Annotated in this window: 18 protein-coding genes; 10 read left to right on the top strand and 8 right to left on the bottom strand. The window is 34.3% G+C overall.

Translation table 11 applies throughout. From position 1 onward, the window contains the following. The first annotated feature begins 19 nt into the window (after positions 1-19). Positions 20-1,555 carry a YifB family Mg chelatase-like AAA ATPase gene (locus tag C8C85_RS00720; RefSeq protein WP_116795357.1) on the top strand — a complete coding sequence of 512 codons (1,536 nt, stop codon included), beginning with the start codon at positions 20-22 and terminating at the stop codon, positions 1,553-1,555. 186 nt (positions 1,556-1,741) lie between these two features. On the opposite strand, the gene C8C85_RS00715 is transcribed toward C8C85_RS00720, so the two are convergent. From C8C85_RS00715 to panB, 7 genes are all read right to left on the bottom strand, one after another. Continuing rightward, entirely contained in the window at positions 1,742-3,031 is a 1,290-nt protein-coding gene (locus C8C85_RS00715) for a DEAD/DEAH box helicase (protein ID WP_116795356.1), read from the bottom strand. 377 nt (positions 3,032-3,408) lie between these two features. Continuing rightward, positions 3,409-4,269, bottom strand: coding sequence for a neutral zinc metallopeptidase (locus C8C85_RS00710; protein ID WP_116795355.1), 861 nt, complete (start codon positions 4,267-4,269; stop codon positions 3,409-3,411). 77 nt (positions 4,270-4,346) lie between these two features. Further along, positions 4,347-7,739 carry a PAS domain S-box protein gene (locus C8C85_RS00705; protein WP_165818077.1) on the bottom strand — a complete coding sequence of 1,131 codons (3,393 nt, stop codon included), beginning with the start codon at positions 7,737-7,739 and terminating at the stop codon, positions 4,347-4,349. Between the two features lie 744 nt (positions 7,740-8,483). Further along, complete coding sequence (locus tag C8C85_RS00700; protein ID WP_116795353.1) at positions 8,484-9,251, bottom strand: hypothetical protein; 768 nt, start codon at positions 9,249-9,251, stop codon at positions 8,484-8,486. Between the two features lie 559 nt (positions 9,252-9,810). Continuing rightward, positions 9,811-11,139 (bottom strand): aldehyde dehydrogenase, encoded by a 1,329-nt coding sequence (locus C8C85_RS00695; protein ID WP_116795352.1) that lies wholly within the window; start codon positions 11,137-11,139, stop codon positions 9,811-9,813. A 72-nt stretch (positions 11,140-11,211) separates the two neighbouring features. After that, complete coding sequence (locus tag C8C85_RS00690) at positions 11,212-11,907, bottom strand: RluA family pseudouridine synthase (RefSeq protein WP_116795351.1); 696 nt, start codon at positions 11,905-11,907, stop codon at positions 11,212-11,214. A 37-nt stretch (positions 11,908-11,944) separates the two neighbouring features. After that, the gene (gene panB / locus C8C85_RS00685; RefSeq protein ID WP_116795350.1) at positions 11,945-12,763 is read right to left on the bottom strand and encodes a 3-methyl-2-oxobutanoate hydroxymethyltransferase; all 819 of its coding nucleotides are present in this window, start codon (positions 12,761-12,763) and stop codon (positions 11,945-11,947) included. 217 nt (positions 12,764-12,980) lie between these two features. Between panB and C8C85_RS00680 the strand changes: the two genes are divergently transcribed. Then, positions 12,981-14,324: a sigma-54-dependent transcriptional regulator gene (locus C8C85_RS00680; RefSeq protein WP_165818137.1), complete on the top strand. Its 1,344-nt coding sequence runs from the start codon at positions 12,981-12,983 to the stop codon at positions 14,322-14,324. Between the two features lie 102 nt (positions 14,325-14,426). Here the strand turns inward: C8C85_RS00680 and C8C85_RS00675 are convergent, their stop codons facing one another. Further along, positions 14,427-14,933: a hypothetical protein gene (locus C8C85_RS00675; RefSeq protein ID WP_116795348.1), complete on the bottom strand. Its 507-nt coding sequence runs from the start codon at positions 14,931-14,933 to the stop codon at positions 14,427-14,429. 349 nt (positions 14,934-15,282) lie between these two features. Here C8C85_RS00675 and C8C85_RS00670 point away from each other — a divergent pair, with 349 nt between their 5' ends. From C8C85_RS00670 to C8C85_RS00635, 8 genes are all read left to right on the top strand, one after another. Next, positions 15,283-15,564: a hypothetical protein gene (locus C8C85_RS00670; RefSeq protein WP_116798321.1), complete on the top strand. Its 282-nt coding sequence runs from the start codon at positions 15,283-15,285 to the stop codon at positions 15,562-15,564. A 113-nt stretch (positions 15,565-15,677) separates the two neighbouring features. Then, complete coding sequence (gene kdpF, locus C8C85_RS00665) at positions 15,678-15,755, top strand: K(+)-transporting ATPase subunit F (RefSeq protein WP_111410498.1); 78 nt, start codon at positions 15,678-15,680, stop codon at positions 15,753-15,755. A gap of 116 nt (positions 15,756-15,871) precedes the next feature. After that, the gene (gene kdpA, locus C8C85_RS00660; RefSeq protein WP_116795347.1) at positions 15,872-17,593 is read left to right on the top strand and encodes a potassium-transporting ATPase subunit KdpA; all 1,722 of its coding nucleotides are present in this window, start codon (positions 15,872-15,874) and stop codon (positions 17,591-17,593) included. 10 nt (positions 17,594-17,603) lie between these two features. Further along, positions 17,604-19,637 carry a potassium-transporting ATPase subunit KdpB gene (kdpB, locus tag C8C85_RS00655; RefSeq protein ID WP_116795346.1) on the top strand — a complete coding sequence of 678 codons (2,034 nt, stop codon included), beginning with the start codon at positions 17,604-17,606 and terminating at the stop codon, positions 19,635-19,637. Positions 19,638-19,909: 272 nt separating this feature from the next. Next, the gene (locus tag C8C85_RS00650; RefSeq protein WP_116795345.1) at positions 19,910-20,464 is read left to right on the top strand and encodes a K(+)-transporting ATPase subunit C; all 555 of its coding nucleotides are present in this window, start codon (positions 19,910-19,912) and stop codon (positions 20,462-20,464) included. A 78-nt stretch (positions 20,465-20,542) separates the two neighbouring features. Further along, positions 20,543-21,619, top strand: a complete 1,077-nt coding sequence (locus C8C85_RS00645) for a porin (protein WP_116795344.1) — start codon at positions 20,543-20,545, stop codon at positions 21,617-21,619. 127 nt (positions 21,620-21,746) lie between these two features. Next, positions 21,747-22,874 carry a sensor protein KdpD gene (locus C8C85_RS00640; protein ID WP_116795343.1) on the top strand — a complete coding sequence of 376 codons (1,128 nt, stop codon included), beginning with the start codon at positions 21,747-21,749 and terminating at the stop codon, positions 22,872-22,874. An 83-nt stretch (positions 22,875-22,957) separates the two neighbouring features. Continuing rightward, entirely contained in the window at positions 22,958-24,694 is a 1,737-nt protein-coding gene (locus C8C85_RS00635; RefSeq protein ID WP_116795342.1) for an ATP-binding protein, read from the top strand. The last annotated feature ends 95 nt before the right edge of the window (positions 24,695-24,789 follow it).

The following is a 24,789-nucleotide window of genomic DNA, read 5'->3' as shown; positions in this document are numbered from 1 at the left end:
TTAAACAAAACTATTTTATATGTTAATCAAAGTTTACGGAAGTGCCGTTTTTGGAGTAGAAGCCACCACGATTACTGTTGAAGTTAATATTGATAAAGGCGTAGGCTACCACTTGGTAGGTTTACCGGATAATGCCATAAAAGAAAGCAGTTACCGCATTGCTGCTGCTTTGAAAAATAATGGGTATAATCTTCCGGTTAAAAAAATAACCATTAATATGGCTCCCGCAGATTTACGGAAGGAAGGTTCTGCCTATGATTTGACCCTTGCCATAGGGATTCTTGCCGCATCAGGACAAATCAAATCAGATGAGGTAGACAAATATCTCATTATGGGAGAACTTTCGCTTGACGGAAGTTTACAGCCTATAAAAGGAGGACTTCCCATTGCCATTAAAGCCAAAGAAGAAGGTTTTAAAGGTTTTTTTCTGCCCAAACAAAACGTAAAAGAAGCGGCTATTGTTGCCGGTCTTGACGTTTATGGTGTGGAAAATGTATTGGAAGTCATTGATTTTTTTGAAGGAAAAGGAACACTTGAGCCTACGGTTATTAATACACGGGATGAATTTTATAAAACCTTAGATTTTCCGGAATTTGATTTTTCCGAAGTACGCGGACAAGAATCCATTAAACGCTGTATGGAAATTGCGGCTGCCGGTGGACATAATATTATTTTAATAGGTCCTCCTGGTTCCGGAAAGACAATGATTGCTAAACGATTGCCCAGTATTTTGCCTCCAATGACTTTGAAAGAAGCTTTGGAAACTACAAAAATTCACAGTGTCGCCGGAAAAGTAAAGGATGTGGGATTAATGAATCAGCGTCCGTTTCGGAGCCCTCATCATACGGCTTCGAGTGTGGCACTTGTGGGCGGGGGTAGTTATCCGCAACCCGGCGAAATTTCGTTGGCACACAATGGGGTTCTGTTCTTGGATGAATTGCCCGAATTTAAACGTGAAGTGCTGGAGGTAATGCGACAACCATTGGAAGATAGGGAAGTAACCATTTCGAGGGCAAAATTTACGATAACGTATCCCTCGTCATTTATGTTGGTGGCAAGTATGAACCCGAGTCCGAGCGGATTTTTCAATGACCCAGATTCTCCCAATACTTCATCGCCTCATGAAATGACCCGCTATTTGAGTAAAATTTCCGGTCCCTTATTGGATAGAATTGATATTCATATTGAAGTGACGCCTGTTCCTTTTGATAAATTAACCGAAAAAAGAAACGGGGAAAGTAGCGTAGAAATAAGAAAACGCGTTACTGCTGCACGTGAGATTCAGTCTAAGAGATTCGAAGAAATGGATTATATACATTACAATGCCCAAATGGGTTCGAAACAAATACGCGAGCATTGCGCACTTGATGATGCTTCACTACAATTATTGAAAACTGCCATGGAAAGATTGAATCTTTCGGCCCGTGCTTTTGACAGAATCCTGAAAGTCTCCAGAACCATAGCCGATTTGGAAGGAGCAGAAGTGGTTGGTTCAGCTCATATTGCCGAAGCTATTCAATACAGAAGTTTGGATCGCGATGGTTGGTTGGGGTAAAGATTTCAGATTTTAGAAAATTTGAAAGAAGCCAAATAGTGTGTTTTAGCCCCGATAGAAACGAAAATCCTTGTGGGGGCTAGCATTTTGCCCCCATAAGATTATAGTGGATAGCGGGAGGGATGTTCTTATGAAAATAAAATCCTCCGCTCCTAAAAAATAATAAAACTCAATTTTTTAGATAATTTATCTATTAGAACGTCTGTCATTATTTTGACTTGGACGTCTTGGACCAAAACTATTATTTGCGCTTCTATTTGGAGTATCCGTTTTTGGTTTTTTGGGAGTTGAATTGCGTTGCTGTCTCCCTTGGCCTTGTTTGATAGGCTCGGTTGATGCGTTAGGATCTGGTTCAAAACCTTTAATGTTTTCTTTGGGCAATTTCAGACCAACTAATTTCTCGATATCGCGCAAAAAAGTGGTTTCATCTGGGCTAAACAACGAAATAGCTTCGCCACTCGCTCCGGCTCTTCCTGTTCTACCTATTCGGTGAACGTAATCTTCTGGAATATTCGGCAATTCAAAATTGATAACATGTGGTAACAACGGAATATCCAAACCTCTAGCGGCAATATCTGTAGCGACCAAAGCGGTTAGGCTTCCGTTTTTGAAACCGGCTAAGGCTTTGGTTCGTGCCCCTTGACCTTTATTACCATGAATGGCTGCTGCTTTTATACCAGAACTAATCATACTTTCGGTCAGCTTGTTGGCGCCCTGTTTGGTACGTGTAAACACTAAAATCTGTTTCCAATTGCCCTCGGTAATAAGTTTAATAATCAATTCTGTTTTTTTCTCTTTGGCAACAGGATATATTTTTTGAATAATAGCATCAACAGTTGTGTTTTCGGGAGTGGCTTCAACCTGAACAGGTTTGTGCAAGATACCCATTGCCAGTTTTTTAATGTCTTTTGAAAAAGTTGCCGAAAAAAGTAAGTTTTGTCTTTTTGGAGGCAATACTTTCATAACGCGCTCAATGTCTCGTAAAAAGCCCATATCCAGCATGCGGTCTGCTTCATCCAAAACCAAAATTTCAACTTTTGAAAGCGAAATTAAACCTTGATTTTGCAAATCGATTAATCTACCAGGAGTAGCGACTAAAATATCCACACCCTGACGCAATTGACTAACCTGTGGATTTTGGTTTACACCACCAAAAATTACGGTGCTGCGTAAATCTAAAAATTCACTGTATTCCTTTATATTAGCCAATATTTGTGCAGCTAGTTCTCGTGTTGGGGTTAATATTAAGGCACGAATGGGTCTGTGGCTTAAGTGTTTTCCTTGTGATAATAATTGTAATATTGGAAGTGTAAAGCCTGCTGTTTTTCCTGTTCCTGTCTGTGCAGATGCTAAAACGTCTTTACCTTCTAAAATTGGTGGAATTGCTTTTTGTTGTATTGGGGAAGGGTTTGTGTACCCTTTTTTGCTGATGGCTTTTAATAAAGCATCAGATAAGCCTAATGAGTTGAATGACATAAAAAGTGTTTATGGAGTAAACACTATATATTTAGTTTACTCCTTTAATTTGGCGCAAAGGTACTGCTAATTTATTTGATCTGCCTTTTATTGCTTTACTTGTTTAATTTGAGATAGATGGGATGTTGTTGTAAGTTGTTGGAACTTGCAGTTTGATTATTGCTATTTGGAGCAGAAACATTTGATGTTTCATCAACAGTTGTCCCGCTTTTCGTGTCAATCTTTTGTGCCGAACCCCGGCACAAAAGGATTTCTACTGCAATCGGGGCTAGGCGAGATATTTTATTTTTTTATCATCATCAAAAAGAAAACAATAATTGCACTCAGTCTTTTGAATTTATATTGTCATTGCTATTGCCATTGAAATTGAATCTATTTTAATTCATTTCTGAAAAAGTGTCTCCTTTTTTGAAATCTCCTGACACAAAACCTCTTTTGAACCAATACATTCGTTGGTCGGAGGTACCGTGGGTAAAGGAATCAGGAACTACTTGACCTTGCATTTTTTTCTGGATTGCATCATCGCCAACAGCATTTGCGGCGCTCAATGCTTCCTCAATGTCGCCCTCTTCGAGCATGGCATTTTTATTTTCGTTATAATGTGTCCAAAGACCTGCATAAAAGTCAGCTTGCAATTCTAAAGCAACAGAAAGTTTGTTGCCTTCTTTTTCGCTTTTGTTTTGTTGTAATTGATGCACTTTTCCGGAAGTTCCCAATAAGGTTTGTATGTGGTGTCCAAATTCGTGTGCGATTACGTATGCGACTGCAAAATCCCCTCCTTTAGCTCCGAACTTAGTTCTAAGTTCTTCAAAAAAAGACATATCCATATAAATGGTTCTGTCTCCGGGACAATAAAAAGGACCGGAAGCCGAACTGGCTCCTCCGCAAGCTGTTTCAACCTGGCCACTAAAAAGAATAAGTTTTGGGGCTTCGAATGTCAAGTTGTTTTCTTCAAATATTTGAGTCCAAACATCTTCATTATCCGCCATTAGCGTTTTGACAAATTCGCCTTCTGTCTTTTCGGCATCGGTCAAAGTTCTACTTTCGGTTTGTGTGGTTTGCTGTTGGTTGAATTGCTCTAAAATGGGTGTTATCATTTGAGCATTTTCACCGCCAAAAACATTTACAAGTAAAATAATAATTCCGATTATTCCTCCGCCAATAACGGTTTTACCTCCAGAGGACATGCCTCTGCGGTCTTCTACATTATCGCTTTGTCTTCTGCCAATCCATTTCATATCTAGATAGTATTAGTTTTATAAGAATAAGGTATTGCCATTCTCCATCAACTTATGATTTTGGAATCAGGGCAATTTTATAATGCGTTGCTTTTATCTTTTAACCATTTTTCTAAAATATCTTCAAGTGTTTTCTTTACAATTGGTTTGGGGACATAATCATTCATGCCTACTTCTATACATTTTTCTTTCTCGCCCATAACGGTTCCCGCAGTAAGGGCGATAATAATGGTGTCTTTAAATTTTTCGATTTCTCGAATTTGTTTAGTGGCTTCATAACCATTAACTAAAGGCATTTGAATGTCCATTAAAACGATATCTGGAATGACTTCCAATGCTTTTGCAAGAGCCTTTTCGCCATCAATAGATTCATAAATTTTACATTTTGGAATAATCTGTTTGACTAATGTTTTAGTCAAAAGCATATTGATTTTGTTATCTTCAACAATCAATATTTTTGGCTCTTCATTTTCTAAGGTTAATGTACGATTTTCTGTGATACTTTTTTCTGCATCTGCCACTTTTTTTTGTTTTGATTTATTGCTGCTTTTTAGCTTTATATCAAAGAAAAAGGTACTGCCTATATTGAATTGACTGTTAATCTGTAGTTTACTATTCATTAATCCCAGTAGTTGATTGGAAATAGTCAATCCCAATCCTGTTCCCCCAAATTTTTTGGTGGTTGAACTGTCTTCCTGTGAAAAGGCCTGAAAAATTATTTTCTGGTTGTTTTTTCGAATTCCGATTCCGGTGTCTTTTACTGAAAAACGCAATACGGTTTGACTTTTTTGAATTTCTAATGCTGAAATAGTAAGGTCAATTTTTCCTTTATGGGTAAATTTGACGGCGTTTGTTAATAGATTGATAAGTACTTGTTTTAAACGGATATAATCAACCCAAATGTATTTTGGCACATTTTTCTCGATAATATAGTTTATCTCCAGATTTTTGGAATGGGCTTGATAATTGATTAATTCTTTTATTTGAAGAATTATATCGTCTACACAGTATTTTTCTATATTGAGTTCTAGTTTTCCTGATTCAATTTTTGAAAAATCCAGAATGTCATTTACCACTTCCAATAAAATATTAGCCGATTGGTTAATGGTGTTCATGTACTGTTTTTGGGTGTTTTCCAGTTTAGAATTCATTAATAGATCAGTATAGCCAATGATTCCGTTTAAGGGAGTTCGTATTTCATGACTCATATTTGCAAGAAATTCCGATTTGGCTTTATTTGCAGCTTCTGCCAATTCTTTCTCCTTGACGATGGATTCATTTTTTTTCTTTTCGGTAATATCAATTAAGATACCTTCCATGAAAGCAATTTCACCATTCTTTACAATTGAATCCCCAAATTCTTCTACCCAAACTATGGAACCATTTTTATGAATAATTCGATAGATAACATGCAATGGCTTTTTTTCTTCTAAAGCAATCTTATTTTTCGATAAAACGTTTTCTAAATCTTCTGGAAGGATTAAGTCTACAAAGTATATTTTATTTTCTAAGAAATCAGATTTCGGATAACCTGTCAATTTTTCTATTTCGTCATTTAGATAAATTTTGGTGTATTTTTCATCATAATTAGATAGAAAAACAGTTCCTGGGATGTTATTGGCCAGTAATCGGAATCGTTCTTCACTCTCTTCAATAATGGCTTCATTTATGTTTCTTTCTATTGAAGAGGATATGTTTTTTACCAATAAATGTAAAATGGAAATTTCATCGCTGCTCCAAATACGTTCTTTGGTTGAATCATCAAATACAAAAAAACCATCAAATTCATTTTTGATAAAAACTGGAAATAATAGCATTGAATCTGGGTTCAAACTTTTTAAAAATGATTTTATGTTTTCATTCTGAATTTTATCCTTAATACTTTCAAAAAATTGTTGAGGGGATAAATCTTTTATATTATTGTCAAATTCAGAAAATGAAAGGTTCTGTAATTTAGGATGTACCGTGTCAAAATCTTGTAGCTCATTTGTCCACATACATTTTTGGTCAAATAAATGAGTTTTTGGATCTTTCTTAAAATAGGAAATGCGTTCTGATAAAGTCACTTTTCCAAGCTCATTTATGATTCCCATAATTAGTTTGCTGGTGCTTTTTTGTAATAAAAATTCATTTGTGTTTTTATTGATAACTAAAAGCAATTCGCTTTTATAAGCAAGTCTTTGTCCTATTTCCAAGCGCATTTGAGAGGTTAATGCGATTACAATTAAATCAGAGATAGATTTGGCAAAATTAATATCCTCATTGTCCCAGTTTTTAATATTTTCTGTGGATTCATAAGAAAGAATACCTTTTAATTCTCCATCAATAAAAATAGGAGTATCAAGTGTTGAAAATACGTTATTAGTATTTACATAATTACTTTTTATCTCATTATTGAAAGCATAAGATATAATATCGGATTGAACAACTTGAAGTTTATTTTCAATTTTTTCGAAATAATCTAAATTTTCATTTCTATAAAATCGAAGCCCGCTTTCTATTGTGTTTGTTTTCGATATATAAAGTTTATCGCATATAATTTTATCAGTATCATATATCCAATAACTTGCTCTAGTTACTTCCAATTCTACAGATGTAATTTTTAGGATATTAATAATTGTTTGGTTAAAATCATCACCATTAGAGTGGTTAATGACTGCTAAATCTTTCAGTGTTTTACTGTATTTTTCTATTTTTTCCTGTCTTTTGTTTTTTTCTTCGTCTAAGTTTTTAAATAATGTAATATCTCTCGCAATACCCGAATATCCTGATATTTCTCCAAAACTATTTTTTCGAACAAAAACATTTTGCGATATCCAAATTGCTTCACCATTTTTTTTGATGATTGGGAACTCAAGGGTAGTATAATTCTCCTCGTAATATTGAATGTTTCTATAAAAACTCATTGTATTGGTTACATAGTCTTTATGAATAATGGATTGGAAATCTTTAGTGAGAAATTCTTCTTTGGAGTACCCCAACGTTTTTATACCATAATCATTTACGAAAGTAAAGTTTCCTTGGTAATCTGCTTCAAAAATGATGTCTACAGCAGTCTGAATTAATGTTTCATACTGGTTTCTTATTTTTATTTCATTAGTTATATCTTGGCCTATCCCGATAATGGAGTCTTCCGAAAATTGTTTGTCAATCCATTGGATAAATTTATATTCACCATTTTTGCATTTTAATTTTCTAACGTATAGTCGATTGTCTATAAAATTTGTATGATAATCAATGCCAATAAATTCAGGATCTTCTGTTAGTTTCCAAAATCCCATTCCCATTACCTCTCCAGGAGTATAACCTAAAATAGGAATAATGGTATCACTGCAAAAAGTAACTTCCCCTTTTTTGTTAGTGGCTATTGTGAGCGAGTTCCCTTTGTTTACAATTTCATTGGTAAAATTAAATTTCTCTTGGATTTTTGTTATTGAAACGTGTCTTATATGGTTTATGATAAATACCATAATACCATAATTGATTAGTATAATAGCCCTTTTGACAGGAACTAAATCAAAAGCAAAAATGAAGAACAAATAAATAAAGACAAAGCCTGAAAATACCCAATATTTTTTTATTGGTTTGATTATAATATATGAAAAGAAAAATAAAACTATAAATGCATAAGTAGGAATAATATCATTCTGTAGGAATATAATGTTGTATCCAATTAACAGCGAATATAGATAAAATAGGAAAATATAAATAGTTCTAATTCTATCATACAAGTATTTTGATTTTTCGCTTATTAAAAATAATAACAGAAAAAAACAGCCTATTGAAAAATTGTTGATTAATAGACTTTTGGGTCTGACATGAAATAATTCAAAGAAGATCTCTAAAAATGGAATTATTAACCCCAGAAATAATAAATAAAGTTGGTATTCCCTTTTGTCTGCTTCTTCTGCAGGAAGATTATCTATGTTTTTTAAAATAGAGTTTATTTTGGTGTTTGAATACAATAGTGCTATTATTAATATAACTAGTATTGCTAACAGGGTTACATTTCTAAAGCTTGTCATTATTATATGCGTTGACTCTAGACTTAATGACATAGGAATACAAACTAAACTTGGTAAAGAAAAGTTGAAGTTTGAGTAGAGCAGTATGTTACAAAATAATAACATAGATTTAGGGGTAACTATTTGATTAAAATGTTTGCTTCTATGATTTAATTTTTAAAACTTTATTATTCGACAAATTGAAATTGTTTATTCTATTTCTTGTGCATCAATTCCAACAACTGCACTATAAATTGCATAATTCATGGAATACAGAAAGGGTAAGGTAAAAAATACACCAATACAACATCCCATAAAACCTACTAATGAACCGATAAATGCTACAATAATTAACCCGAGTATAACGAAGGGCTGCTTGAAAATAAGTAAAATACTGTATTTTATTGCTTCGATAGCTTTTAAATCACCAAAAATTACCAGTGGAGTAACAAGGAGTGTGATAAAGGAAATAAAATAGGTTATAATTGTTCCGAGAAAGTCAAAATGAACGTATGATAGTAAAGTAGCTTGGGCAAAACCAATTGCTGAAATTAAAAATGTGGATATAATAATTTCTTTAAGATATGGAAGTCTATAATAGCCAAATAAATCGGAAATATGGAACTCTTCATCTCGGTCTCCACAGTGTGCCATTTTTAAAAATGATGCCTGAAAAGGGCTCAAGATGCAGGATACTATAAGTGCTATACTGCCAAAAACTAAAAAATTAGATTCGGAAAGATTTTCAACGTTCAATTTTTCTGGGGAAAGTTCACGTGTCATTGCAGTAACTCCCATTACAGAGATTAATGATACTCCAATGAAGATGACAAATAAAACGCTAAAAATGAAAAGAACTAATCCAGCATACACTGCTATTTTTTTATAATTTTCGAAGGCATGATTAAATACGTTGGCAAAATCAATTTGGTATCCATTTTTTTCAATATCGTTTAATCTTTCTTTTGTTTGGTTCATTTTGAATAGGTTAATTATGTTGGTTAGGTTGAGCTATATTCTTTCAAAATAGTCTCTATAAATATTATTTTTTCTCTGATGCCAGAATCAAAAACTATTTTGATTTTGAAATCAATGGGCAAATTTACTATTTTTTATTCTTTAAGAGTTAAAATCTCACTTATGGCAAATGTCGCAGTTACTGACAGTCTAATCGTGAAATTTTGAACAGCTAGTGTTTAATTTAATTATATAACAATCCAGATTGAACTTCTTTGGTTTGTCTTTAAAATAGATTTAAATAGTCCGATAATTTAAAAAGCAAAGTACTTGATATATATCAGAATTCCTAAAAAAATAAAAATAAAAAGTTGGAATAATTTTGTCTTAAAATACGGTGGTAAATTCTTCTTCTTTGCTGTAATCAACTTCCTGTTTATGAATGTTTTTGTTTTGAAAAAAAAGTAAAAATCAATACAGAAGCCATGGGTTAAAAATTAATTATATCAACGAGTAGGACTGTTAGTTTTTTTTTTAAATCTTCTTTATTTTATAGATTTACTAACAAATTTTTTATTTGCTAGAGCCAGTTCAGCAATTTCTTTAAGGTACCTATTTTTTTTGCATAGGGAGCATATCGTAATTCCAAATCCAACCAATTGGCTTTTTTTACAATTCCTTTTTTATGGGAAAAAGTATCAAAACTCAGTTGGCCATGATAAGCACCTATTCCACTATGGCCAACACCTCCAAATGGAAGTCTTTTGTTAGCAAAATGAATAACCGTATCGTTGACACAGCCACCTCCAAATGAAAAGGTGGTGACTATTTTTCTAGCAAATTTTCTATCGTCGCTAAAAACGTATAGTGCTAATGGTTTCTCGTATCTTGAAATGGTTTGCGCTATTTCTTTTTCGTCTCTATAGCTGATTATTGGTAATATTGGCCCAAATATTTCTTCTTCCATCAGTAAACTGTCAAGGGAATTTTCTTCGATTAGGGTTGGTGCAATGTAATGATCTTCGATGTCGGTTTCACCACCAAAAATCACCTTTTCAGGTTCAATCAAACTCATTAATCGTAGACAGTTTTTTTTGTTCACAATTCGAGCAAAATCTGGAGATTCCTTTGGGTTTTTACCATAAGCTTTTGTGATTTCTTTTTTCAAAAACTCTACAAAATGACTTTTCATATCTTCTTGAATCAAAATATAATCCGGGGCAATGCAAGTTTGTCCTGCATTTAAAAATTTCCCCCAAACAATTCTCTTGGCGGCTAACTTCAAATTGGCCGTTTCATCTATAATACAAGGATTTTTTCCACCTAATTCTAGGGTTACTGGAGTGAGGTGCTCGGCGGCTGCTTTGGCAACAATTTTTCCAACAGCAACACTTCCGGTAAAGAAAATATAATCCCAACGTTGTTCCAATAATTTTTGTGCGGTTTCAACACCACCTTCAATTACTTCTACATGCTGATGTTGGAACGCATTTTTGATAATTTTGAGTATTATTGCTGAAGTTTTGGGTGTCAATTCCGAAGGTTTTAAAACCACTTGATTACCAGCAGCAACAGCAGATACCAAAGGACAGATTGCTAATTGAAAAGGATAGTTCCAAGGTGCAATAATCAAAACTTTTCCGTAGGGTTCTTTTACGATATAATCGGTTGACGGGAAATTAAGCACTGAAGGAAATACTTTTCTAATTTTTGACCATTTCCCAATGTTTTTTATGGTGTCTTTTAATTCGGATATAACATAGCTGGTTTCGGTAGCAATCGACTCAAAAGGAGGTTTTTTGAAATCATCATATAACGCCTGAATGATTTCATTTTCATGCTTGATAATTACATCCAACAATTTAATTAAAGCTTCTTTTCTTGAACTAATGTTTAATTTGTAATTCATTGCAAAACAGGTTATTTATATACTGCAAGTTAAATTTTAAAATTCATATATAATATTTTTTTCATTAAAATATTATATAGCTTTCCAAATAACTTCGTCTGGAGTTGGGGCAATAATAGTGATTTCTTCTTTAGAAACGGGATGGATAAAGACCAGTTTTCGGGCATGAAGATGGATTCCTCCATCCGGATTACTTCGGTCAAAACCGTATTTTAGATCCCCTTTTATTGGACAGCCAATGGCAGAGAGCTGTGCTCTTATTTGATGGTGCCTGCCGGTGTGCAATTGAATTTCGAGACCGAAATAATTGTCCAATTCTTTGATGATTTTATACTCCAAACTGGCCAATTTACTATCTGGAACTTCTTTTGAGTGTGCTTTTGAAGTATTATTTTTCTCGTTTCTTTTGATATAGTGAACGAGGGTGTCTTCATTTTTGGAGGGTCTGTTTTTTACTACGGCCCAATATGTTTTTTTGGTTTCTCTGTTGCTGAATAATTCATTCATCCGAGTCAAGGCTTTGCTGGTACGGGCAAAAACCACAATTCCTGTAGTGGGTCGGTCCAATCGATGCACCACTCCCAGAAATACTTCGCCAGGCTTGTTGTATTTATCTTTGATGTATTCTTTGACAACATCGCTCAATGGTTTGTCACCTGTTTTGTCTCCTTGCACAATATCACCTACACGTTTATTGACCACGATTAGATGATTGTCTTCGTGCAGGATTTGGAGATTGTTTTTATTTGAAATTATTTTATTCGACAATGGTTAATTGTTTTAGCAAATTTTAATGAATGAAAAACTAGTATTGTTCTTTCTCGTTTGGAAAATCCTGTGATTTTACATCTTCAACATATTGACTAATCGCAGTTGTCATTCCTTCGTATAAATTCATGTAACGTCTCAAGAAACGAGGACTGAATTCATTATTCATACCCAACATATCATGAATAACCAATACTTGTCCATCTACACCGCCACCGGCACCAATTCCGATAACAGGAATAGAGATACTTTTGGCTACTTTTTCAGCTAAATTTGCAGGAACTTTTTCGATAACAATTGCAAAACAACCTAATTTTTCCAGTAATATGGCATCTTCAATTAATTTTTCGGCTTCTTGTTCTTCTTTGGCACGAACGGTATAAGTACCAAATTTATAAATAGACTGAGGGGTTAATCCCAAATGTCCCATAACCGGAATTCCTGCATTCAAGATTTTTTTGATGGATTCTTTGATTTCTTTACCACCTTCCAATTTCACGGCGTGACCACCACTTTCTTTCATAATTCTAATGGAGGAGCGTAACGCTTCCTTAGAATCGGATTGGTAGCTTCCAAAAGGTAAATCAACAACTACTAAAGCTCTTTCTACAGCTCTAACTACGGATGATGCATGATAAATCATTTGATCTAACGTAATAGGTAAAGTCGTTTCATGACCAGCCATAACATTGGAGGCTGAATCTCCAACCAAAATCACATCAATTCCAGAGCTATCCACAATTTTGGCCATTGTATAATCATAAGCCGTAAGCATGGAGATTTTTTCACCATTGGATTTCATCTCGATTAAGGACTTAGTGGTAATTCTTTTGTAATCTTTTTTAATTGCAGACATTGGATTTATAATTTTATTTCCGAAAGGCTCGGTATTGATTTTATTTTGAGAGTGTAAAAGTAATAAATTGAATTTTTTTAAATTGAATTTTTATAAGGAATATCAAAAAGTAGACTGGCGAAATTATGAGATTGCTATTTAAGCAAACTATTTTGAAGAATTTCTATAACAAACGGCTAAAAAAACTAATTTTGAAAAACTAAATATAGAAAGCAGAATTTTGAAAAATATCCTCATTATTGACGACGAAGAAAAATTACGGCATCTTCTGGCCCGAATTATAAAATCGGAAGGGTTTGATGTCTTTGAAGCTCCCGATTTAAAATCCGGTTACAAAAAATTGGAAACTAATGATATTGATGTTGTTCTATGTGATGTCAAGCTTCCCGATGGCAATGGTGTTGATTTTCTTCAAAAAATCAAATCTGCATTTCCATTAACAGAGGTCATTCTACTGACTGCTTTCGGCAAAATTTCGGATGGTGTGCAAGCAATGAAAAACGGAGCTTTCGATTATATCGTGAAAGGGGATGACAATGATAAAATTATACCACTTTTGTACAAGGCTTTGGAAAAAGTGCAACTCCAAAAGAAAGTCAAGCAACTCGAAAAACGAATTTCCGATAAATATTCTTTTGACGGCATTATTGGAAAATCAAAAGGATTGGAGCAAGTAATTGATTTGGCCAAAAAAGTTTCCAAAACAGATTCAACCGTACTTTTAACTGGTGAAACAGGAACAGGAAAAGAAGTTTTTGCACAAGCGATTCACGAAAACAGTAACAGAGCAGGAAAATCGTTTGTAGCATTAAATTGCAGTACTTTCAGTAAGGAAATTTTGGAAAGTGAATTATTTGGGCACAAGCAAGGAGCTTTTACAGGAGCGATAAAAGATAAAAAAGGTTTTATCGAAGAAGCCAATGGCGGAACTTTGTTTCTTGATGAAATAGGGGAAATGCCATTAGAACTGCAGGCTAAATTGTTACGGGTTCTAGAAACCAACGAGTATATTCAAATTGGTGATACGACTCCCAGAAAATCCAATTTCCGTTTGATAGCCGCTACCAATCGTGATTTAAAAACAGAAAGTGATGAACACCGTTTTCGTTCGGATTTGTATTTTAGATTAAATATTTTTGAGATTAAGATTCCACCGTTGAGGGAAAGAATAAAAGATATTGCGCCTTTAACCAATTATTTTGTAGAGCAATTTTCATCAAGAGGGAATAAGAAGATATTGACCATCGATCCTAATTTTCTTCATAAATTAGAAACCTATCATTGGCCAGGAAATGTCCGTGAATTGAGAAATGTGATTGAACGTTCTGTAATTCTAGTTAATGGCGATGTTTTGACACAGGATGTTTTGCCTTATGAAATACAACATCAAATAGATCATGCAAACAAAACGCTATCGGCATTTTCGATGCAAAGTGTTGAAAAACTCCATATTCAAAAAGTATTGAATTATACCAAAGGTAATAAAGCCGAAGCTGCCCGTTTACTCGAAATTGGTGTTGCAACACTTTACCGAAAATTGGACGAATACAATATTCAATAACAAAATTGTCATTTATAGAAAAGCATAGGATTTACTGGTTTTTTTATATTCTTTTTTGTTATAGAAATATCAAGGCGATGTTTTTTTTAATAATACACGCTGCTATTTTTTTGAATTGGGGAAAGTGAGCAGAAGATTAAAAGCAATCAAAAAAGAAAGTGTTCCTAAAATGGCGATGCCGAAATTGGCTTTTTCCGCTGTATGTTTGACAATATCACTTTTCTTTTTGATGGCAAACGTATTTAATTCCAAAATATGAAATATATTTTGACGAATTTGACTTTTCATAGCTTCATCATCCCAGTTTTTTTTCAAAGAATCGAAATTATTCTGCAGAGTAAAAGTTGCTGTATCTTCACCAACTTCGGTAATATTTCCCATTTGTTTGGTTAGATTAGCTTCAAATTGGGATATTGCTTTTTCTTTATTAGAATTATTTTCGTCTAATGAAAGGAGCATATTTCTAGAGTACTCGAGTGTGTTATAATTATCTTCCAAAATGTTTTCAGTATCATTTTTAATCGAAAAATTATAGTATGCACTCACTAATGAAAGTGAAATTATCATTATGAAAAGCAATCCAATTCTTAAGTTAAATTTTATTTTCATTTTCAAAAGTATTATTATGATGCTTGTTTTGTTATTATTGCTTTCTAAGTTAAAGTGTTGATTTTTATAGGTTCTAATTTACAACTCTTAAATTTCTAATCCTAATTTAGGACTATTAACTTTTGAAGTGTTAGCTGTCACGTAATATAAACACAATATTTTATGATGAAAAAGTCTTAAAATAAATTTATCGTTTTGAGAAAAGCCTATCATTTTGATAGGCTTTTTTTATGCCCTTTTTTGATGAGAAATAGTTAATTGCATTAAAAACAATGTTTTACGATTTTTTTCTTTTTTTGGAATGCTTTTTGGCATAAGGGAGGAAGAACAAAATAAACCATTACCAAGAATGAAAAATAAAATAGCAACGATTTACGAAAAAGCAGAACGCTTTGCCGAAATCACAAAAATTGCAATTATTACCGGAAATATTAACCGGGCAAAAAAATGTTTGGCACTTGCCGAACGATTGTTCGAAACGGGAAGCAACGAGACAAAGAATGCAATTTCGAATGTGTATGTTTTTTCGGTTTCTTCTTTTATGGAATTGCGTCATTGCAGTATTTCCAATCTGTTTCCAAAATTGTTGAAGGCTGAATATATCAAGCAAATTAATACCTCTGGAGTTTAAATTTAACCTTAATTTTTAATAATATGATAATCACTATTCTTTTACTCGCATTAGGAGTTTTGCTTTTTGCGATTTGTTTTAAATCCGTCGAATTTTTTGAAAAAATCTAGATCATGACAGCACTATTTATTGTCGCACTTGCCGTTTTCGGTTATTTGGTTTATGTATTAATCAAACCCGAAAAATTTTAAAAATGAAAAAGGCAGATAGAAAAATATCCCTAGTAATTATGGCTTGGACATTAGCCTTTATAATGCTTATTGTTTTCTTATAAAAGCCGAAAAAATTAATTTCTAACAAATAAAATATGAACACAGAATTTTTTGGAGTCATCAGTATTTTTATCGTCACGATAGTTTTGGCTATTCCTGTTGGAAGGTATATAGCCAAAGTGTATTTGGGAGATAAAACAATGCTTGATGCAATTTTCAATCCTATTGAAAAATTTATTTTCAAAATCAGTGGTATCAATTCTACTGAAGAGATGAACTGGAAGCAACATCTGAAAGCGCTTTTAAGTGTCAACATGGTTTGGTTCTTTCTATGCTTTTTAGTTTTAATTTCTCAAGGAAGTTTACCACTAAATCCAGACGGGAATCCATCAATGACACCGGATTTGGCATTCAATACCGCCATTTCATTTGTTGTAAACTGTAATTTGCAGCACTATTCAGGTGAATCAGGCCTTTCATATTTAGGTCAGCTTATGTTAATGTTCCTTCAATTTGTTTCTGCTGGGACAGGAATGGCTGCTGCCGCTATGGTTTTTGTTGCCATGAGAGAAAGAACTACTGATAAACTAGGGAATTTTTATAATTTTTTCATCAAAAGTTGTACCCGTATTTTATTGCCTCTTTCTGCTATTGTGGCTGTAGTTCTAGTATTTAGCGGAACTCCAATGACATTTGAAGGGAAAGATAAAATAGTGACTTTGCAAGGGGATACTGTTGAAGTTTCCCGTGGTCCAGCCGCTGCATTTATTGGGATCAAACATATAGGAACCAACGGTGGTGGTTTCTTTGGAGCCAATTCGGCACATCCATTCGAGAATCCTACCTATTTCACTAATGCAGTTGAATTGTGGGCGCAATTAATTATCCCGTTTGCAATGATCTTTGCATTAGGTTTTTTCCTTAACAAAAGAAAATTTTCTTATGTAGTTTTTGGCGTCATGACAGCTGGTTTTTTGATGCTGGTCATACCAACAATGGTAAGCGAAATTAACGGAAATCCAGCTATCGAAAGAATGGGAATTACCCAAGCGACAGGCGCGTTGGAAGGTAAGGAATTACGTTTTGGTACTGCAGTCACCAGTTTTTGGGAAATTGCTACAACAGTAATTTCTACAGGATCAGTTAATGGAATGCATGATAGCACAATGGCTGCTTCTGGAGCTATGCAACTGTTGGCCATGATGGTCAATGCTTTTTATGGCGGTTGTGGAGTAGGGTGGTTGAATTTTTACATTTTTGTAATTCTGGCTGTATTTATTTCGGGTTTAATGGTAGGTCGAACACCTGAATTTTTAGGAAAGAAAATTGAAGCACGTGAAGTAAAAATCGCAGCTTTCATTGCCATTCTTCATCCTTTATTGATATTGGCAGGAACAGCTTTGGCATCTTATTTTGCTGCAAACGATACTGCAATGGGTTATTGGTTTAGCGGAAACGCCACAGGCTGGTTGAATAATCCGGGACATCACGGATTCTCTGAAATGCTATACGAATACACTTCGAGTGCGGCCAATAACGGTTCTGGTTTTGAAGGTTTAGGTGATAATAATCCATTTTGGAACATCAGTACAGGAATTGTATTGCTGTTGAGTCGTTTCATTCCAATCATTGGGCCATTGGCCATAGCAGGATTATTGGCGAACAAAAAATATATTCCAGAAAGTGCTGGGACTTTAAAAACTGATACCACCATTTTTGGTGTGATGGTTTTTGCTGTAATCGCGATTATTGCGGCGTTGTCTTTCTTTCCAGCTTTGGCACTTGGACCTTTAGCGGAGTACTTTACAATAAAATAATATAAAAAAAATGAGTAAAAATAAATCCACTTCATTATTTGAGAGCAAGCAGGTAAAAGAAGCATTAGTGCAGTCTTTTGTGAAGCTTAATCCTAAAGTAATGTTCAAAAATCCGGTAATGTTTACCGTAGAAATAGGGACTGCCATTATGTTTGCTGTGTGTATTGCCATTTTGTTTGGTGCACAGGATCAAGGTAGTTTTATCTATAATTTCATTGTTTTCCTAATTTTGTTTGCAACTCTTTTGTTTGCTAATTTTGCCGAAGCAATTGCCGAAGCCAGAGGAAAAGCACAAGCGGACAGTTTGAGAAAAACGCGCGAGGAAACGCCTGCAAGACAACTTTTGGCCAATGGTGAAATCAGAAATGTAAGTTCATCCGCTTTGAAAAAAGGAGATGTTTTTATCTGTGAATCAGGTGATTTGATTGCCACAGATGGCGAAATCATCGAAGGATTGGCAACTATTGATGAAAGTGCCATTACTGGCGAAAGTGCTCCGGTAATACGTGAATCAGGTGGAGACAAATCTTCTGTAACGGGAGGAACCAAAGTATTGTCAGATAAAATTAAAGTCATTGTAACCTCAGAACCAGGAGAAAGTTTCCTTGACAAAATGATTGCTTTGGTGGAAGGAGCAAGCCGTCAAAAAACACCAAACGAAATTGCTTTGACGATTCTTTTGGCTGCGTTTACCTTAATATTCGTGATTGTTTGTGTGACTTTGAAACCGTTTGCTGATTATGCGAATGCACCAATTACGATTGCGGCTTTCATTTCTCTTTTCGTATGTTTAATTCCAACTACTATTGGAGGTTTACTTTCTGCAATTGGAATCGCGGGAATGGACAGAGCGTTGCGTGCTAACGTAATTACGAAGTCAGGAAAAGCAGTGGAAACTGCAGGTGATATTGATGTATTGCTTTTGGATAAAACAGGTACAATTACCATTGGAAACAGAAAAGCAACTAATTTCTATCCTGCAAAAGGAGTTATGCTAGAAGATTTTATAAAGTCTGCGGTATTGAGTTCATTAGCCGATGATACTCCGGAAGGTAAAAGTATTGTGGAATTAGCTGGACCAGATGTATCTCAAAAATTATCTATTGAAGGCGCTACTTTAATCAAATTTACTGCCGAAACCAGAACTTCTGGAGTGGTTTTAAGAGATGGAACCAATATTCGTAAAGGAGCTCAGGATGCGGCAAAAAACATTGCACTTCAAGCAGGTCATATTTTTCCCGAAGATGTTTCTGAAAGAGTTATTGCTATTTCTTCAAAAGGAGGAACGCCATTAGTAGTTATCAAAAATAATGAAGTTCAGGGTGTTATTGAATTGCAGGATATTATTAAAACTGGAATGAGAGAACGTTTTGAACGTTTGAGAAAAATGGGTGTAAAAACGGTGATGGTTACCGGAGATAATCCCTTGACGGCCAAATTTATTGCCGAAGCAGCCGGTGTTGATGATTTTATCGCCGAAGCCAAACCTGAGGATAAAATGAATTACATCAAGAATGAACAACAACTTGGTAAGCTAGTTGCGATGATGGGTGACGGTACGAATGATGCACCCGCTCTTGCTCAAGCCGATGTTGGTGTAGCAATGAACAGTGGAACTCAAGCTGCGAAAGAAGCGGGTAATATGGTCGATCTTGACAATGACCCAACTAAGTTAATTGAAATTATTGAAATTGGAAAACAGCTGTTGATGACTAGAGGAACACTTACCACGTTCTCAATTGCGAATGACGTTGCCAAATATTTTGCTATTGTTCCTGCACTTTTCATAGCTTCAATTCCTGCTTTACAAGGATTGAACATTATGCAATTGCACAGTCCGGAAAGTGCCATTTTATCAGCCGTGATTTTCAATGCGATTATCATACCGATTTTGATTCCACTAGCATTGAGAGGAGTTGATTATAAACCAATCGGAGCGAGTGCTATCTTGAAAAGAAATCTGTTGATTTACGGTTTGGGAGGAATAATTGTTCCTTTCATCGGAATTAAATTAATTGATTTGGCAGTTGCTTTATTTATGTAATAAAAAAGTTTCTAAGGAGCTAAGATGCTAAGTTTCTGAGTTCGATTGTTGATTTTTCGGAGCAGAAAGATTAGGCATTTTTGGAAATATTGTCCCGCTATCCGCTACAATCTTGCGGACCGAACACGGGCCCACAAGGATTTTCGCTACTATCGGGGCTAAGGAGAGAGATTTTTGCTTTTTTATTTAACAAAAAGCATTTGCTTTTCAAAAATCTCAGAGACTTAGTATCTCAGCGACTTAGAAACTAAACTTAAAAAAAAACAAACAAAATGAAAAACATATTTTCAATAGTAAAATTCACCGCATTATTGGTGGTTTTATTCTCCGTTATTTATACTATGGCAATTTTAGGAATTGCACAATTTGCTCCAAATAAGGGTAAAGGAGAAACCATTTCTGTAAATGGAAAAGTAGTGGGGTATCAAAAAATTGGTCAAAAATTTGACAAACCCAATTATTTCTGGGGACGACCATCGGCAGTGGATTACAATGCCGCGGGAAGCGCAGGAAGTAACAAAGGACCAAGCAATCCAGAGTATTTGGCTTTGGTACAAAAAAGAATTGATACGTTTTTGATAGCGCATCCGTATTTGAAAAAATCAGAGATTCCTTCGGATATGGTAACGGCTTCGGGTAGTGGTTTGGATCCAAATATATCACCGGAAGGCGCTTTGATTCAGGTAAAAAGAGTAGCAAAAGTTCGAAATTTATCTGAGGAAAAAGTGAAAGCATTGGTGGAAACCAAAATCAATAAGCCAACTTTAATGGGAACTTCAACAGTAAATGTTTTAGAGTTGAATGTAGCTCTGGATGAGTTGAAATAAAAAAATAACCCTTTCAGATTTACATTCCCGGCCAGGGATCTGAAAGGGCATCGATTAATAAAAATCTAAACAAAAATAATGAAAAAAATAATAGTTACAGCTTTTATAGCTTTTGGTTTTACAACAATTAATGCTCAAGAAGAGTCAAAAAGTCCAATTACTTTCTCCGCTTATGTGGACGTGTATTACAGCTATGATTTTGGGAAGCCGGATAATCATACCAAGCCAGGATTTATTTACAGTTACAATCGATCCAATGAAGTTAATTTGAATTTGGGGATGGCAAAAGTGAATTATACAAAAGAAAATGTTCGTGGGAATTTGGCACTTATGGCTGGAACGTATGCACATTACAACATGGCAGCAGAACAAGATTTGTTGAAAAACGTTTATGAAGCTAATGTAGGTGTTAAAATTTCAAAAGACAATAATCTTTGGATTGATGCAGGAGTTATGCCTTCACATATTGGATCTGAAAGTGCGATTGGAAAAGATTGTATGACTTTGACCAGAAGTATTGGTGCCGATAACACTCCTTTTTATGAAGCTGGAGTAAAAATCGGGTACACTTCAAAGTCTGAAAAATGGTATTTGGCAGCACTGTATTTGAACGGTTGGCAACGCATTCAAAAAGTTGATGGTAATCATACGCCGGCTTTTGGAACTCAGGTGACTTTTAAACCAACCGGAAAAGTAGCATTAAACTGGAGTACTTATGCGGGAAACGAACAGCCTGATATTGATAAGAAATGGCGCTATTTTAATGATTTTTACGGAACATTTAAATTGACTGATAAAACAACTGTTATTGCTGGTTTTGATATTGGATCACAACAATCTGCAAAAGGAAGCAGCGATTATGATGTTTGGTATACTCCGTCTGCAATCATTCAATACAAGCCAACAGACAAAATTCAATTGGCCGCTAGAGGAGAATATTACCAAGACGAAAAAGGAGTGATAATTCCAACAGGAACACCAAATGGTTTTAAAACCTATGGGTTCTCAGCAAATTTTGATTATTTGCCAACAGAAAATGTAATGTTTAGAATAGAAGCCCGAACTTTGAATAGCAAGGATGATGTCTTTTTGAAGGACAACAATCCGACAAATAATAATGTGTGCATAACTACATCTTTGGCTATATCAATTTAAGGTAAAAAGGCAATAAGAAGAAATTTTTATTGGAAACCATTAAGGAATTAAGTTTAATAAGGCTTAATTTCTTAATGGTTTAAAAAGTTTTATTTAAAATGAAATGATTCAACTGTTAGTTTAACTTATGGATAACGAAAAAGAAAATAATGTAAAGCACTTTCTGGATTTAATTCAAAAATCACGTAAAGGAAAGTTTAAAGTCTACATTGGGATGAGTGCCGGTGTGGGCAAAACTTATAGGATGTTACAGGAAGCGCATACGCTGTTGAAAAACGGAATTGATGTGAAAATTGGTTATATCGAAACACACAATCGTAAGGAAACACACGATTTGTTGGAGGGATTACCTGTAATTCCACGTCGGACTATTTTTTACAAAGGAAAACAGCTCGAGGAAATGGATGTGCAGGCCATTATCAATTTGCGTCCAGAAGTAGTAATAGTTGATGAATTGGCACACACCAACATCGAAGGTAGTAAAAATGAAAAACGTTGGCAAGATGTTTTGGAGATTCTGGAAGCAGGAATCAATGTAATTTCGGCCGTAAATATTCAGCATATTGAGAGCTTAAACGAAGACGTAAAGCGAATCACCAATGTTGATGTTCTAGAGCGTGTTCCGGATAATGTACTGCGAATGGCAGATGAAGTCGTAAATATCGACTTGACTTCGGAGGATCTAATTGATCGTTTGAAAGAGGGGAAAATTTATACAGCCGATAAAATTCAGACTGCTTTGAGTAATTTTTTTAAGGCTGAGCAAATTTTGCAATTACGGGAATTGGCTTTGCGTGAAGTGGCTAGTCAAGTAGTTCGAAAAGTGGAGAATGAAGTACCAAAAAATCTAGCTTTGCGACATGAAAAGTTGTTGGCCTGTATTAGCAGTAATGACAGAACGGCTAAAATTGTCATTCGAAAGGCAGCTCGATTAGCTAGTTATTACAACAGTGACTGGTATGTTTTATATGTGGAAACACCAAAAGAAAGCTCAGATAAAATTGCACTTGACAAACAACGGCATTTGATTAATAATTTTAAATTAGCCACACAATTGGGAGCAGAGGTGATTAAAGTTGAGGCTAAAAATATCACAGATGCTATGCTGGAAGTGGTTAAACAAAAAGGTATCACAACGGTTTGTATTGGGAAACCACATTTTAATCTATTTAGAGTAATTTTGTCTACAACCATTTTTAACAGATTATTGAATAAATTATCTTCATCTAATATTGATCTTGTAATTCTATCATAAAATGAAATCGCCATGACTCCAAAATACAAATAGGAATTAAGAATGGCTGTATTATATTTCCAAAATTTAAATATTATCTATATATGAAAATTAAAACTAAATTAAATTTAGGTGTCGGATTGTTATTTGTTATGATAATTATCTTGACTTTAGTCAGTGCTTTTTATATTTTTTCGATAAAAAAAGACACTGAAAATATTTTGAAAGCCAATTATAATACTTTGGAATACTCTCGAAATATGCTGCTTTCATTAGATGAGGTTGATGGCAATGAAGAGAAAGCAATAGCTACATTTGAAACCAATCTGAATAAACAAAATAAGAATGTAACTGAGGTAGGAGAAGGTGACGCAACTCGTAATTTAAAAAAAAGTTTTAATCTTTTAAAAACAAATAGAGCTGATGAAAAATTAAAAAGTCAAATTCGACAAGATATCTTCGAGATTATGAAGTTGAATATGGTTGCTATCAAACAGAAAAGTGATATTGCCAAACACACCGCCGAAACAGCCAATATGTGGATAGCCATAACGGGAACACTATGTTTTTTGATAGCTTTTAACCTTTTGGTGAATTTACCCAACAATATTGCCGACCCCATTAAGGAGCTTACTGCAAGTATTAAAGAAATTGCCAATAAAAATTATTCGGAACGAGTGCATTTTATGAGTCATAGTGAGTTTGGTGATTTGGCAAAATCATTCAATACGATGGCTCAAAAATTGGAGGAGTACCACGATAGCAATCTTTATAAATTGTTGTTTGAAAAGAAAAGACTGGAAACCTTAATCAACAAGATGAATGATCCTATTATCGGATTGGATAATCAGGGAGTGGTTTTATTTGTCAATGATGAAGCTTTGAAAATCATCGGCCTCAAATCGGAAGAAGTACTTGGAAAAACTGCTATAACCCTTGGGTTGACAAATGATTTGATGAAATCATTAATAGATAAAAACATTGAAAATAAGGATAATTTACACGGGCGCAAACCACTTCCGATGAAAATTTTTGCCGATGGAAAAGAAAGTTATTTTGAAAAAGAAAACGTAAATATTACGATTCAGCCCACAGGTGAAGACCAAACTATTGATATTGGAGACGTAATTATCTTAAGAAATATAACTCCATTTAAAGAATTGGATTTTGCCAAAACAAATTTTATAGCGACCATTTCACACGAATTAAAGACACCTATTTCAACTATGAAATTAAGTTTGAATTTATTGGAAAATGAGCAAACAGGGACAATGAATGAAGAGCAAAAACATCTGATAGAAAGCATCAAGGATGATGGTGAGCGCTTGCTGAAAATTACAGGAGAGTTATTGGAACTTTCACAGGTTGAAACCGGTAATATTAAACTCAATATTGAAAAAAGCAACCCTTATGAAATCGTGCATTATGCTACCGAAGCGGTAAAAATACAAGCCGAACAAAAGCAAATTGAATTGCTAGTAGAAACTACCGACAATCTTCCAATGGTAAAAGCAGATAGCGAAAAAACGTCTTGGGTGCTGATTAATTTCTTGACAAATGCCATTCGTTATTCTTCTGAAAAAAGTGCCATTAGAGTGAAATTGGAAAGTGATAACCATCAAATTTCGTTTACGGTTATTGATACCGGAAAAGGAATTGATAATCGTTATTTAACTAAAGTTTTTGATAAATATTTTCAAATTCCAGGAAGTCACAAAACGGGTACTGGATTGGGATTGGCTATATCCAAAGAGTTTATTGAAGCCCAAGGAGGTACAATAGGAGTTGAAAGTGAATTGGGCTTGGGGAGTACATTTTATTTTAAACTATTGAGTGTTTAAGCAGAAAAGTTTGCATTCTCTTTGTTGAAACTTAATTCATATTGGTTAATAAAGTAAATCTTTATAAAATCTTTATATTCTAGTTTGTTATATTA

Origin of the sequence: Flavobacterium sp. 103 (genome assembly GCF_003096795.1) — a bacterium.
Taxonomy (GTDB): domain Bacteria; phylum Bacteroidota; class Bacteroidia; order Flavobacteriales; family Flavobacteriaceae; genus Flavobacterium.
This window is presented reverse-complemented; position numbering and strand designations above follow the sequence as displayed.